This window comes from Paraburkholderia lebeckiae (genome assembly GCF_050436225.1).
Classification (GTDB): Bacteria; Pseudomonadota; Gammaproteobacteria; order Burkholderiales; family Burkholderiaceae; genus Paraburkholderia; species Paraburkholderia tuberum.
Window position 1 is genome coordinate 206,853 of the sequence record NZ_JBNDLU010000001.1, and the last position, 12,913, is coordinate 219,765.

The 12,913-nt window shown below is 66.2% G+C and carries 11 protein-coding genes; 10 read left to right on the forward strand and 1 reads right to left on the reverse strand.

The genetic code is table 11. The features are described 5' to 3' along the window. Positions 1-2: 2 nt before the first annotated feature. The 8 genes from OKW45_RS00925 (at position 3) to OKW45_RS00960 (ending at position 8,783) form a co-directional block, all read left to right on the forward strand. Positions 3-1,064 carry an ABC transporter permease gene (locus OKW45_RS00925; protein WP_429465289.1) on the forward strand — a complete coding sequence of 354 codons (1,062 nt, stop codon included), beginning with the start codon at positions 3-5 and terminating at the stop codon, positions 1,062-1,064. Continuing rightward, entirely contained in the window at positions 1,061-1,975 is a 915-nt protein-coding gene (locus tag OKW45_RS00930; protein WP_429465292.1) for an ABC transporter permease, read from the forward strand. Before OKW45_RS00925 ends, OKW45_RS00930 begins: the two co-directional genes overlap by 4 nt. After that, positions 1,972-3,843: a dipeptide ABC transporter ATP-binding protein gene (locus OKW45_RS00935; RefSeq protein ID WP_429465294.1), complete on the forward strand. Its 1,872-nt coding sequence runs from the start codon at positions 1,972-1,974 to the stop codon at positions 3,841-3,843. Before OKW45_RS00930 ends, OKW45_RS00935 begins: the two co-directional genes overlap by 4 nt. Before the next feature lie 13 nt (positions 3,844-3,856). Next, positions 3,857-4,675 (forward strand): 4,5-DOPA-extradiol-dioxygenase, encoded by an 819-nt coding sequence (gene ygiD, locus OKW45_RS00940; protein ID WP_429465296.1) that lies wholly within the window; start codon positions 3,857-3,859, stop codon positions 4,673-4,675. Beyond that, positions 4,672-5,661 carry a PDR/VanB family oxidoreductase gene (locus OKW45_RS00945; protein WP_429465298.1) on the forward strand — a complete coding sequence of 330 codons (990 nt, stop codon included), beginning with the start codon at positions 4,672-4,674 and terminating at the stop codon, positions 5,659-5,661. Before ygiD ends, OKW45_RS00945 begins: the two co-directional genes overlap by 4 nt. Before the next feature lie 18 nt (positions 5,662-5,679). Next, the gene (locus OKW45_RS00950; RefSeq protein ID WP_429465300.1) at positions 5,680-6,759 is read left to right on the forward strand and encodes an acetamidase/formamidase family protein; all 1,080 of its coding nucleotides are present in this window, start codon (positions 5,680-5,682) and stop codon (positions 6,757-6,759) included. Continuing rightward, entirely contained in the window at positions 6,756-7,676 is a 921-nt protein-coding gene (locus tag OKW45_RS00955) for a substrate binding domain-containing protein (protein ID WP_429465302.1), read from the forward strand. The genes OKW45_RS00950 and OKW45_RS00955 overlap by 4 nt, the downstream gene beginning before the upstream one ends. A 147-nt stretch (positions 7,677-7,823) precedes the next feature. Next, positions 7,824-8,783 (forward strand): helix-turn-helix domain-containing protein, encoded by a 960-nt coding sequence (locus OKW45_RS00960; protein ID WP_184006939.1) that lies wholly within the window; start codon positions 7,824-7,826, stop codon positions 8,781-8,783. A gap of 110 nt (positions 8,784-8,893) precedes the next feature. Here the strand turns inward: OKW45_RS00960 and OKW45_RS00965 are convergent, their stop codons facing one another. Next, the gene (locus tag OKW45_RS00965; protein WP_429469183.1) at positions 8,894-9,550 is read right to left on the reverse strand and encodes an NADPH-dependent F420 reductase; all 657 of its coding nucleotides are present in this window, start codon (positions 9,548-9,550) and stop codon (positions 8,894-8,896) included. Between the two features lie 355 nt (positions 9,551-9,905). On the opposite strand from OKW45_RS00965, the gene atzF reads away from it, so the two are divergent. Together atzF and OKW45_RS00975 are read left to right on the forward strand one after the other, a co-directional pair. Beyond that, positions 9,906-11,747: an allophanate hydrolase gene (atzF, locus tag OKW45_RS00970; RefSeq protein ID WP_429465304.1), complete on the forward strand. Its 1,842-nt coding sequence runs from the start codon at positions 9,906-9,908 to the stop codon at positions 11,745-11,747. A gap of 63 nt (positions 11,748-11,810) precedes the next feature. Then, a complete protein-coding gene (locus OKW45_RS00975) occupies positions 11,811-12,908 on the forward strand; it encodes a BMP family ABC transporter substrate-binding protein (protein ID WP_429465306.1) in 1,098 nt (365 codons plus the stop codon). Positions 12,909-12,913 lie beyond the last annotated feature (5 nt).

Sequence of the window (12,913 nt, forward strand, 5' to 3'; positions counted from 1 at the left end):
CTATGAGCACGTCCATCGAAGTGAGCACGCCGCGTGAGCGTGGCTCGTTCGCGCAGCATCGAGCGGTGAAGTTCGCGCGGCGAGTCGCACGCCGCGTGGTCATATTGCTGGCGGTGTCCGTCGTGATTTTCGGCGCGCTGCGGCTGTTGCGCTCGGACCCGGCGGCGATGCTGCTGCCGCCGAACGCGAGCGTCGCGCAGATCGCCGAAGTCAGACACACGCTCGGGCTCGATCAGCCGCTTGCCGTACAGTACCTGCACTGGCTCGCGGGCATGCTGAGCGGCGACTTCGGCCGCTCGGTGCAGAACGGGCAGCCGGTCGGCGCGCTGATCGCGAGTGCATTGCCGACGACGCTGCAACTACTCTTTGGCGGTCTGCTGCTCGGCGTCCTCGCAGGCATCGTGAGCGCGGTGTATGCGTTCAGCCGGCGCGATACGCTTGCCGAGCGTCTCTGCGAAATGCTCAACGGCCTGGCGATGGGGGTGCCCGATTTCCTGTGGGGCATCCTGCTCGTCCTACTGTTCGGCATCGCGCTGCGATGGCTACCGTTCCTCGGGCCGATCGACAACGCGTATGCCGTCGCGCGCCACACCGGCTTCCTGCTCGTCGATACGCTGCTCGACGGTCAGTGGGCCGCGTTCGGCAATGCGCTCCAGCATCTTGTGCTGCCGTGCATGGCGCTCGGCATGGGCATCGCGCCGTCGCTCATGCGCATCCTGCGCTCGAGCCTGCTCGATACCTACGCCGAGGAATACATCCACGCGGCGCGTTTGCGCGGCCTCACCGAAGCACAGATTCTGCGTCAGCACGCGTGGCGCAACGCGGCCCTACCGACGCTGAACATTCTCGCGATGCAAGTGAGTCTCTTGATCGGGGGCACGCTGCTCGTCGAAAAAGTATTCGGTATGCCAGGCATCGGCACCCTGATGATCAACGCGATCGGCGCGCGCGATTTGCCGGTGATCGAAGCGCTGGCGCTCATCTACGCGGTCGTCGTCCAGTGCTCGAACGCCGCCGCCGATGCGCTCGAAGTCCTGCTCAATCCGCGTCTGAGGGTCGCATGAATACACCTTCTGTTTCTCAGCCGGCCGTGCGGCCATCGTCGCTTTCGCGCGCCGCACTGTGGCGCATCGCCCGCGAGCCTCGGGTGCTGTTCGGCGCGACCGTGCTGGCGCTCCTCGTGCTCGCCGCGCTGTTCGCGCCCGCCGTTGCGCCGTTTCGTCCGGACGATCAGGATCTGCTCAGCACCTTGCTGCCGCCCGCTTGGGCGCCGGGGGGTTCGCGCGAGCACCTGTTCGGCACCGATTCGCTCGGCCGCGATGTGCTTAGCCTCGCGCTGTACGGCGCCCGCATCGCGGTGCTGGTGGGCTTTATCGCGCCGCTCGGCACCGCGCTGATCGGCTGCGCGCTCGCGCTTCTTGCGGGCTGGTGCGGCGGCAGGATCGACTGGGCCGTGCTGCGTGTGGTCGAAGTGTGGATGTCGTTCCCGGCGGTGGTGCTTGCGCTCGTGCTGGTGGTCGCGCTGTCGCCGAGCATTGCCAACGTGATCATCGCGCTGATCTTCGTCGACTGGACGCGCTTTTGCCGCGTGCTGCGCGCGGAGGTCGTCGTGATCCGGCGGCGCGACTACGTGGCGGCGGCGCGCATCGCGGGCGCCGGACCGCTCGCGACGATTCTGCGCGACGTGCTGCCCGCGTTGCTGCCGACGCTCATCACACTGATGAGTCTCGAGGTCGGCATCGCGATCGTCGCGGAGTGCAGTCTGTCGTTCGTCGGGCTGTCGGCGGACGCGAGCCAGCCGAGCTGGGGCAGCATGATTTCCGATGGCCTCGCCAACGTGTTCAGCTCACCGTGGGGCCTGATTTTGCCGATCGCCTGCATGGTGCTCTCGGTGCTCGCGACGACCTTCCTCGGCGAAGGCTTGCGGCGCGCGACCGACGCGCGTCTTCTCGAACGCTCGGAGCAACGCCCATGAACGGGCTCTTCAAGACTTCAGCGCGAGCGGCGGCCGTCGCGACCAGCGCGGGCTTCATGGACGATGCGCTGCTCACGCTCGTCGCGCTCAATGTCGAGTGCGACGGCGTCGCGTTGCTGCGCGATATCGCGCTGTCGGTGCGGCGTGCCCGCACGCTGGGGCTCGTCGGCGAATCCGGCGCGGGCAAGAGCATGCTCGGCCGCGTGCTCGCGCGCAGCCTGCCGCGCGGCTTCGAATTAAACGCGCAGACGCTGCGTTTCGCGGGCATCGATCTGCTCGGCGCGAGCGCGTCGCAACAGCGTGCGCTGCTCGGCAAGCGCATCGCCTACATTCCGCAGGAGCCGATGAGCGCGCTCGATCCGACGCTGGCCATCGGCAAGCAGTTCGCGCTGCATCTCGCACGGCTCGGCGTCGCAGGGCGCGAGCGCCGTCAGCGCAGCATCGACGCGCTCGCGGAAGTGCTGCTGCCCGCCCCGGCGAGTTTGCTCGCGCGCTATCCGTTCGAGCTGTCGGGCGGCATGTGCCAGCGCGTGTGCATCGCGATGGCATTCGCGAGCAATCCGGACCTCGTCATCTCCGACGAAGCCACCACCGCGCTCGACTCGACCACGCAACGCCACGTCGTCGAATTGATGCGCGAGATGCAGGCGCGGCGCGGCACCAGCGTGATTTTCGTCACGCACGACATCGGCCTCGCGCTGCACGCGTGCGACGACATTGCCGTTCTGTATGCGGGCGATCTGGTCGAATCGGGTCCGGCGCGGGAGGTGGTTGCGTCTCCCCGCCATCCGTATACGCGAGCGCTGTTGCGCGCCAATCCGTTGCTCAAGGGCGAACGCGTGCGCGTGGAGCCGCTGAACGGCCACATGCCGGGTTTCGAGGAGCTGCCGGCGTTGCGCGGCTGCCGCTTCGCCGCGCGCTGTGCCGCTGTCACGCCCGCCTGTGAGAGCGCGCCGATCCCTTTGCGTGACGACACCCGCGCCGGCGAAGCGCACGCCGTGCGCTGTCTACGCGCCGGTGCATTGCCTGATGATCCCCCACGCGCGCCGCTCGCCGCGCGCACGGTGATGGCGAGCGCGCCGTTCCTCGAATTGCGCGGCGTCGGCAAGCGCTACGAGAAGTCGTCGGTGGCCGCATTGCGGCCGCTCGATCTGAGCGTCGCGCCGGGCGAATTCATCGGCGTGGTCGGCGAAAGCGGCAGCGGCAAGAGCACGCTCGGGCGCCTCGTGATGGGGCTCGACACGCCGAGCGAAGGACGGATTCTGCTCGACGGCATGCCGCTCGACGCGAGCCGCGCGATGTGGCGCAAGCGCATCGAGGCGATCCAGATGATCTTTCAGGACGCGCGCGCCGCGCTCAATCCGCGCCGGCGGCTCGCGAGCATCGTCACGCAGCCGATGGAGAGCCGTCCGCATCTATACGTGGACCGCGCGCGCCGCGCGCTCGATCTGCTCGACGAAGTCGGGCTCGCGCAGAGCTATGCCGCTCGGTTTCCGTCGCAACTATCGGGCGGGCAGCGACAGCGCGTGAACATCGCGCGCGCGTTGTGCGAAGTGCCGCGTCTCCTGGTTGCCGATGAAATCGTGTCGGGGCTCGACGTTTCGGTGCAGGCCCAGTTCATGGAGCTGCTACTCGCGCTGCGCGAGTCGCACAAGATCGCGCTGATGCTGATCTCGCACGACCTCGCCGTCGTCCGCTACCTGTGCTCGCGCGTGATCGTGATGCAGCGCGGCGTCGTGGTCGAGGCCGGGCCGACCGAATCCGTGCTCGCGAATCCGCAGCATCCATATACCCGCAGCCTGATCGACGCGGCGCCGCACGTCGCGCAGGCTGCTTCACATTTCCGGCTCGAACGCCTAAACGTATAAGCGCATAACGACCATGTCCCTGAACCCCACCCGCATGCCCGTGATGTTCTTCGGCCACGGCAGCCCGATGAACGCGCTCGACGACAATCGCGCCACCCGCGCGTGGGCGTCGATGGGCACCGCCGCCGGTACGCCGCGCGCGATCCTGATGATTTCCGCGCACTGGCTCACCCACGGCACGGCCGTCACCGCGATGCCGCAACCGCGCACGATCCACGATTTCGGCGCGTTTCCGCCTGCGCTGTTCGCGCAGCGCTATCCCGCGCCCGGCGATCCCGAACTGGCGCAGCGCATCGTGAGGTTGCTCGCGCCGCTGCCGGTGGCGCTCGACGAGCGCTGGGGTCTGGACCACGGCGCGTGGTCCGTGCTGCTCAAGGCGTTTCCCGCTGCGCAAATTCCGGTCGTGCAACTGAGCATGGACCGCAATCGCGATGCGCGTTACCACTACGAACTGGGCCGCGCGCTGCGGCCGCTGCGCGACGAGGGCGTGCTGATCGCGGCGAGCGGCAACATCGTGCACAACCTGTCGGCGATGGACTGGGGCACGCCCAACTCGGGCTACGGCTGGGCGCAGACGTTTCACGATCACATCGCGAGCGCGATTGCCGAAGATCGGCCGGCCGACGTGATCGACTACGAGCGCATGGGCGCGCCCGCGTTGCGCTCGGTGCCGACGCCCGATCACTACTGGCCGGTGCTGTACGCGCTCGGCGCACGTCACGCGGGGGACGCCGTGAGCTTCGCCAGCAACTTCCTCGAATACGGCTCGCTCGGCATGCTGAGCTTCACGCTCGGAGAGTCGGCCGACGCACGTATGCGGGGGGTCGCATGAACCTGCGCGAGGCACCGCATCTGCAGGTCGAGGCGCGCCTGAAGCTGCGCGTCGTGAGCCGCGCGAAGGTCGCGCGCAACATCGTCGCGTTCGAGTTCGAAGCGGCCGACTATCTGCCGCTGCCGGCCTTCGAGGCGGGCGCGCACCTCGAGATCGACTGCGACGGCCTCGCGCGGCAATACTCGCTGTGCAGCGATCCCGCCGACGCGATGCGCTATCGCGTCGCCGTCCAGCACGACGAGGAGGGCCAGGGCGGCTCGCGTTTCATGTGCGAACGGGTGCAGGTCGGCGACGCGCTCGACGCGCTCGGCCCTCGCAATCACTTCCCGATGACAATGGCGCCGCTGCCGCCTTTGCTGATTTCGGGGGGCATCGGCATCACGCCGATGCTGTCCATGGCGTGGTCGCTGCACGCTGCGGGCGCGCGCTTCGCGCTGCACGATTTCGCGGCCACGCCCGAGCGCCAGGCCTTCGTCGACGAGATCGCGCGGGCGCCGTGGAGCGGCAATGTCACGCGTCACCTCGGGCGTTGCGACGACTTCGCGACGCTGATCGGCCGCTTCGAAGCGGGACGGCATCTGTACGTCTGCGGACCGTTCGCGATGATCGATGCCGTGCTCGACACGGCGCGCGCGCTCGGCTGGTCCGACGATCATTTGCACTGCGAACGCTTCGCCGCTCCGTCCTCAACGGGGCGCGAAGCGCCTGCACGAGCCGGCCTTCCGTTCGACGTGGAACTCGCGTCGACCGGACGACGCGTGAGCGTTGCGGTAGGGCAGAGCGTGTGCGCCGCGCTCGCCGATGCCGGCGTGTATGTGCCAATGTCTTGCGAGCAGGGCGTGTGCGGCTCGTGCATTACGCGCGTGCTCGACGGCGTGCCCGATCATCGTGACTGGATATTGAGCACAGAAGAGCAGGCCTCCGGCAAGGTGTTCACGCCGTGCTGCTCGCGCTCGAAGACTCCGCTTCTCGTACTCGACCTCTAACTTTCGACGAGCAATTCCATGGCATTGATTCCGACCGAAGGCGCAGCCCGTGTCCATATTGAACCCAGCGCGCTGCACACCTTGCGTGCGACGCGCGAGAACGTCCACTGGGGTTATTTCGACGCATCGCTCGCGCCCGCGTTGACAGTGCGAAGCGGCGATCTCGTGTATGCCGAAGCGCTCACGCATCACGCGGGCGACGCGCCCGATCTGATGATGGACGACGCGATGCGCGCACTCTGGCGGGCTATTCCCGAACACGACCGCAATCCGGGCGTGCACATCATGACCGGCCCGATTCATGTCGAAGGCGCGCAGCCGGGCGACATGCTCGAAGTGCGCTTTCTGCATATGACGCCGCGCTGCCGCTACGGCTCGAACCTCGCGGCGAATTGGGGCTATCTCTACAAGGAGATGGGCGAGAAAGAGCGCGTGACCATCTATGAACTCGACGAAGGCGCGAACCATGCGTCCGCCTTGTACGCCTACGATTTCAAGGGCAAGTATCTGACTCCCGGCACCATCACCGATTGCCCGGTTTGCGACCGTCAGCCAGCGCTCGACGGCGTGCGCATTCCCGCGCGCCCGCATCTGGGCACGGCCGGCGTCGCACCCGCCGTCGACGGCCGGGTGAGCACGATTCCGCCCGGACGCCACGGCGGCAATATCGACAACTGGCGCATCGGCGCCGGCGCGACGATGTATTACCCGGTGCAGGTGGCGGGCGCGTTGTTCTCGATCGGCGATCCGCACGTCTCGCAGGGCGATGGCGAAATCAGCGGCACGGCCATCGAGTCGTCGCTGAACGTGACGATGCAGATCGTCGTGCGCAAGGATTTTTCGTTTCCGACGCCGCTGCTTGAAACCGCCGACAGCTGGATCGTGCACGGCTTCGATCCGCAGCTCGAGCGCGCGTTGCGCAATGCGTCGCTCGATACGATGCTGCTGCTCGAAGAACATGTTGGACTGTCGCGCAACGACGCGTATTCGCTGATGAGCGTGGCGGGCGATGTCGGCATCACACAGGTCGTCGATTCGACGCTCGGCGCGCACGTGCGGCTACCGCGCGGTATCTTCCCGAAGCTTGGCAAGAAGTGAACCGACTGCGCGAGATCGAATCGTTCGTGAGCGTCGTCGATGCGGGCGGTTTCGCCGCGGCGGCGGACGCGAGCGGCGTGTCGCGCGCGCTGATGTCACGGACCATTCAGGGCCTCGAAGCCCGCCTCGGCGCGCGGCTCCTGCATCGGACCACGCGCAAGGTCGCGTTGACCGCGGCGGGCGAGGCCTACTATCGCTCGTGCCGCGACATCCTTGAGCAGCTCGATATTGCCGAGCGGGCCGCGCAGGACGAGCGCAGCCGCGCGTCGGGCGAGCTGCGCATCAGCGCGCCGGTCAGTTTCGGCATCGCGCATCTCGCACCGTTGTGGGCCGGGCTGTTGCTGCGCGCGCCCGAGGTACGGCCTGTCATTGCGCTGTCCGACGCGCTGGTCGATATAGTCGCCGAAGGATTCGATCTGGCCATTCGCATCGCCCGGCCGGTGGCATCGTCGCTCGTGCATCGCCGGCTGGCGAGCACGCCGCTCGTGATGTGCGCGTCGCCTTCGTATCTGGAACGGCATGGCGTCCCCGGCACGCCGGCTGATCTGTCGGCGCATCAGTCGGTCGCATATGGCTACTTCAGCGAGCGGCACGAATGGCGCATGCGCGAGCGCGCGACGGGGCGCGAGCATACCGGCCGGCCGCGTCCGGTGATGAGCGCCAACAACGGCGAGACCTGCGTCGCCGCCGCCGAAGCGGGCGTCGGGCTGGTGCTGCAACCTGCGTTTCTCGTTATGGACAGCGTTGCGCGCGGGCGCCTCGTGCCGGTTCTCGACGAATTCACGCCGCCGCCCATCGGCATCTATGCCGTCTATCCCAGCCGGGTGCAATTGCCCGCGAAGACGCGTGTGACGGTGGATTACCTCGCCGAGCAATGGCGCGATGCGCCGTGGACCGCTGCGCCTGCGCGCGATTGATCACGACGGTGCAGCGTGCACAAACAAGAGTCAGACGGATCGTTCGCGGGGCAGGAATCGCGGCAAACAGGCCTGCTTATCATTCATCTGACATGGTGCGGCAATTGCATACGTTGACGAAGATTAATGAATGTCGGAGAGCAGCGTATGTCGCTAAAGTCCTGGCACTTTTCCACGCAGGCGATCTCGACCGAAGAGCGTCCTCAGGTCTGGCGTGACGCGATGAACGCGGCGTGTCTGCCACACGACGCCGCGCCGATCAATGAGGGCTTCGAGGGCGACGTGGTTGGCATCGTCTCGCCGACGGGCATCGAGTTCTCTCGCGTGCGGGCCACGCCGCTGACCATCTCTGGCAGCTTTCGCAATCAGCAGGCGGCGCTGTGGCTCGCGTTGCTGCTCGAAGGGCGCTCGATGTTTCTCGGTTCCAACGAGCGGGTGCCCGTCGCACGCGGAGACATGCTCTACGGACCGTGCGGCAGGGATTCGACGCTGGAGTTGCGCGCGGATTTTCGCCTGCTTTACGTGCGCGTGCCGACCACTTTACTGCACCCTGGGCTCGTCGATCCGCGCCGACTTACCTGCGGCGTGCTGCCGGGCGACTCGAGTCTGACGCGCGTGCTGGCGGCGATGCTGCGGGCCGTCGGCGACGAGCTGGAGGGCCTGGACGCCGAGGACATTCACCCGATCGAGGTGGCGCTGTCGGAGTTTCTGGTCGCGAGTCTCGCGAACCATCACGCGGTGCACACGCTCGGTGACCGCAAGCGCTCGGAGCATTTTCTGCGCATCTGTCAGTCGATCGATCAGCAGCTCGGCGATGTGGAACTGTCGCTGAACACGATCACGGAGCAGCAGCGCGTTTCCTCGCGCTACGTTCAGAAACTCTTCGAGGATGCGGGCATGAGCTTTACGGGCTATGTGCGCGACCGGCGGCTCGAGCGTTGCCGGCAGGAGTTGATGAGCCCGGCGCATCGGGGCCTGTCGGTGTCGGAGATCTGCTTTCGCTGGGGTTTCAACGATGCCGCGCATTTCAGCCGCAGCTTTCGCGCGAAGTTCGATATGACGCCGCGTAGTTGCCGCAAGGAGAGCGGGGTGAGCGGTGACGTGTGAGGCGTGAAGCGTGAGCCCTCGGGCGTGAGACCGACGGCCTGACAAAAACGCAAAAACCGCCTCTGCCGGTCAGGCAGAGGCGGTCTGCATCATCAGACCAAGTGGCTGGATCAGCGTTTGATCCACGTCGGCGAGATCTGCACACCGAGACCTGCCCCATAGCCAAGATAGATGTTCAGTCCGGCGACGGCTTCGAGATAACGCGCGTTCTTGAGGCCACCTGCATCGACGCTCGAAAAGCCCATGGACTCGGCCACGGCGGCGACTTTCTGCTTTGCGTCCGGTATGTCGCTCGCGACGAACACCGAAGCCGGCTGCGACGGGAACGCCGCGCCGCCGTCGAGCACTTGCGCGAACAGCGTGTTGAACGCCTTGACGACCGACGCGCCGGTCAGCTTCGCGATTTCCTCGGCGGCCGACGTGATGTGACCGATGGTGAGGCCCATGTAGTCGTCGGTCAGAGGGTTCGTCACATCGACCAGCACCTTGCCTTCGAGCGATCCCAGTTCGGCGAGCGCGGCGGCGGCATTGCCGTACGGCACGGCGAGCACGACGAGTTCAGCCTCTTTCGCGGCACCAGCCAGCGACGCGCTTTTGGCGCCATATTGCGCGGCCACTTTTTCTGCGCCTTCGCGCTTGCGGCCGGTGACTTCAACCTGGTGACCGGCAGCGCTCAACTGCTTGACCATCGCCGCGCCGACATTCCCATATCCGACTACCGTGATTTGCATTTCGCTTCTCCTTGTTGAGTTTCGTTGGAGAAGAATTTACGTGAGGTGTCCAATACGATAAATGCCGAGGATGTTGACAATGTGTTGACCGGTGAGTCGTTTGGCCGGATGGCGGCGGCGCTTGTCTGAGCGCGGCGATGTGTGGTTGTGGATCACGCTGGTTGAAGCAAGCGGCTGCGCCGTGCACAGCCTCCGTGAATCAGTGCACCGAAACACACTGCGAAACGGTCCACGATGAAGCGCGCCTGGCTCTGCGCCGCACGACTTGTGCCGTCAGGAAATAGTCGTCGATAGTCGCAAAGCCTTTCCGGATAAGCATTTGCGGTCTGTGCCAGCAAATCTGGCACAAAGCCTGCATTCCATCGCTCAACTTGTATTCAAGATTGAACTCATGGAACGCATTGCTCCGTTCAAGGTTCGCGCGCTGCTAGACGCCTATCGTCAAGGCGAAACATCGCCATGCGACACAGTCGCCACAGTGCTGCAACGTCTTGCCACCACCCATCGTCCGGAAGCGTGGATCCTTCGCGTGTCCGAAGCCTCGCTCGTCGCGCGCGCCACCGAACTCGAACGTCTGCTCGCCGACGAGGGCCCGGCGCTCTTCGCCCGCATGCCGCTCTTCGGCGTGCCGTTCGCGGTGAAGGACAACATTGACGTCGCCGGCCTGCCGACAACCGCCGCATGCGATGCCTTCGCCTACACGCCGGACGAAACGGCGTTCGCGGTGGCGCGTCTGCTGGACGCGGGCGCGATTCTCGTCGGCAAGACCAATCTCGATCAGTTCGCGACGGGTCTCGTCGGCACGCGTTCGCCGTACGGCGCGGTGCGTCAGATCACGCACGATGAATACGTGTCGGGCGGATCGAGCTCCGGTTCGGCGATTGCGGTCGCGACCGGCATCGTCGCGTTCTCGCTCGGCACCGATACCGCGGGTTCGGGACGCGTGCCTGCGGGCTTCAACGGGCTGGTGGGGCTCAAGCCGTCGCTCGGGCTCGTCAGCAAGCGCGGCGTCGTGCCGGCGTGCCGCACGCTCGATACGCTGTCGGTGTTCGCGCACGACGTCGCCGATGCTTGGCAAGTGCTCGACCGGCTCGCGTTCTACGACCCGCACGACGGTTACTCCAGGCCGCTGCCCTCGCGCGGTTTGCAACACGCGCCATTGCGCATCGCTATTCCCGACACGCTCACGTTCTTCGACGACCACCACGCATCGGCCGCCTTCGCCGCGACCATGGATGGCATCGCCAGGCATCTCGCGTTGACGCCGTCGACATTCGCCTTCGCGCCGTTGCAGCAGATCGCCGCGCTTCTTTACGACGGCCCGTGGGTGGCCGAGCGCCGCGCCGCGCTCGGGACGTTTTTTATGACGCATCACCACGATATCGACACAACCGTCGCGAAGGTGATCGGCCAGGCGGAGCGTTTCGATGCGGCCGCCGCATTCGACGGGCAATACACGCTTGCGAGGCTGGGGCGCCAAGCCACAGCGCTTTTCGAGCACGCCGACGTGCTGATCGTGCCGACCACGCCGACGCACCCGACCATCGCCGAGGTGCAGGCCAACCCGGTGGAGGTGAACAGCCGTCTGGGCGTCTATACGAACTTCGTCAATCTGCTCGATCTGTGTGCGCTCGCCGTGCCCGGCGTGCCGCGCGCCGACGGTCTGCCTGCGGGCGTGACGCTGATCGGACCATCGGGCGCGGACCAGCAGCTCGCGTTGCTCGGCGCGCGTATTCAGGCGCTGTTCAGCGAAGCCGTCGAGCAACGCGATGCCGACGCGATCGCGAGCCAGCCGCTGCCGATCCAGGAACCGGTCGTCATGCTCGCCGTGGTCGGTGCGCATCTGCGGGGCGAGCCGTTGAACTGGCAACTGCTGCAAGCCGGCGCGCGCTTCGTCGAAGCCACCACGACCGCGCCTCGCTACCGGCTCTATGCGCTCGCCGGCACGTTGCCGCCGAAACCCGGTCTCGTGCGCCGGACTGGCGACGTGGCAGGAGGCGAAGCCATCGCTATCGAACTGTGGGAAGTGCCGCTACGCACCTTCGGCGCGTTCGTCGCCGCCGTGCCCGCGCCGCTCGCCATCGGCACGCTCGAGACCATCGACGGACGCAGCGTGAAGGGCTTCGTCTGTGAGCCCTCGGCGATCGAGCACGACGCGGGCGCCCTCGACATTACCGCTTACCGCGGCTGGCGCGCGTATCTCGCGCACCGCGCGCCGCAGCCGAACGCCTGATGCCCGTCATCGGAAATCCAGCATTCAGAACGCAGTGCACGACCAACTCAAGGAAACCACACCATGACTCAACGTCGCGACTTCATCAAGCAGGCGGGCGCGCTTGCGCTCGGCAGCCTGCTGCCGCTCGAAAGCGTGTTCGCTGCCGAAAAGCTCACCGTCGGCGTGATCTACGTCGGCTCGAAGGGCGACTATGGCTACAACCAGGCGCAGGCCCAGGCCGCCGCGGTCATCAAAAAGATGCCGAACGTGAAGGTGGTCGAAGAAGAAAATGTGCCGGAAACGGTGGCCGCGCAGAAGTCGATGGAAGCCATGATCGAGCAGGACGGCGCGACGCTCGTTTTCGCCACCTCGTTCGGCTACTTCGATCCGCACGTGCTGAAGATGGCGGCCAGGTATCCGAAGGTGCGTTTCGCGCATTGCGGCGGCCTCTGGAAGCAGGGCAACCCGCCGAACATCGCGAGCTACTTCGGCTACATCGACGAATGCCAGTACCTGAACGGCGTCGTCGCGGGCCACATGAGCAAGAGCAAAAAGCTCGGTTTTGTCGCGGCCAAACCGATTCCGCAAGTGCTGCGCAATATCAACGCGTTCACGCTCGGCGCGCAGTCGGTCGATCCGTCCATCACGACACACGTCATTTTCACGGGCGACTGGTCGATGCCGGTCAAGGAAGCCGAAGCGACCAACAGTCTCGTCGATCAGGGTTGCGACGTGCTGACCTGCCACGTCGACGGTCCGAAGGTCGTGATCGAAACGGCGGAGAAGCGCGGCGCGATGAGCTGTGGTTACCACGCGAGCCAGGCGGCGCTCGCGCCGAAGGGCTATCTGACGGGCGCCGAGTGGGACTGGGCGACGCCGTACAAAACGCTCGTCACTCACGCGCAGACCGGCACGCCGCAGCCGAACATTCTGCGCGGCGGCCTCAAGGAAGGTTTCGTGAAGATGTCGCCCTATGGCGCCGTGGTGACGGCCGCCGCGAAGACCAAAGCCGACGCCGTCAAGGCGCAGATGATGGCCGGCCAGTTCGTCATCTTCAAGGGCCCGCTGAGGGACAACAAGGGCGGCACCGCGATCGCGTCCGGCACGGCCTACGCTCAGACCGACATCACGCTCGAAAGCATGAATTATCTCGTCACGGGTGTGGTGGGCCAGATCTGATCCAG

Bases quoted from the DNA above. Each gene is read 5' to 3' on its own strand.
- atzF (WP_429465304.1), top strand. From the start codon at position 9,906: ATGGAACGCATTGCTCCGTTCAAGGTTCGCGCGCTGCTAGACGCCTAT.
- OKW45_RS00925 (WP_429465289.1), top strand. From the start codon at position 3: ATGAGCACGTCCATCGAAGTGAGCACGCCGCGTGAGCGTGGCTCGTTC.
- OKW45_RS00945 (WP_429465298.1), top strand. From the start codon at position 4,672: ATGAACCTGCGCGAGGCACCGCATCTGCAGGTCGAGGCGCGCCTGAAG.
- OKW45_RS00935 (WP_429465294.1), top strand. From the start codon at position 1,972: ATGAACGGGCTCTTCAAGACTTCAGCGCGAGCGGCGGCCGTCGCGACC.
- OKW45_RS00960 (WP_184006939.1), top strand. From the start codon at position 7,824: ATGTCGCTAAAGTCCTGGCACTTTTCCACGCAGGCGATCTCGACCGAA.
- OKW45_RS00930 (WP_429465292.1), top strand. From the start codon at position 1,061: ATGAATACACCTTCTGTTTCTCAGCCGGCCGTGCGGCCATCGTCGCTT.
- OKW45_RS00950 (WP_429465300.1), top strand. From the start codon at position 5,680: ATGGCATTGATTCCGACCGAAGGCGCAGCCCGTGTCCATATTGAACCC.
- ygiD (WP_429465296.1), top strand. From the start codon at position 3,857: ATGTCCCTGAACCCCACCCGCATGCCCGTGATGTTCTTCGGCCACGGC.
- OKW45_RS00975 (WP_429465306.1), top strand. From the start codon at position 11,811: ATGACTCAACGTCGCGACTTCATCAAGCAGGCGGGCGCGCTTGCGCTC.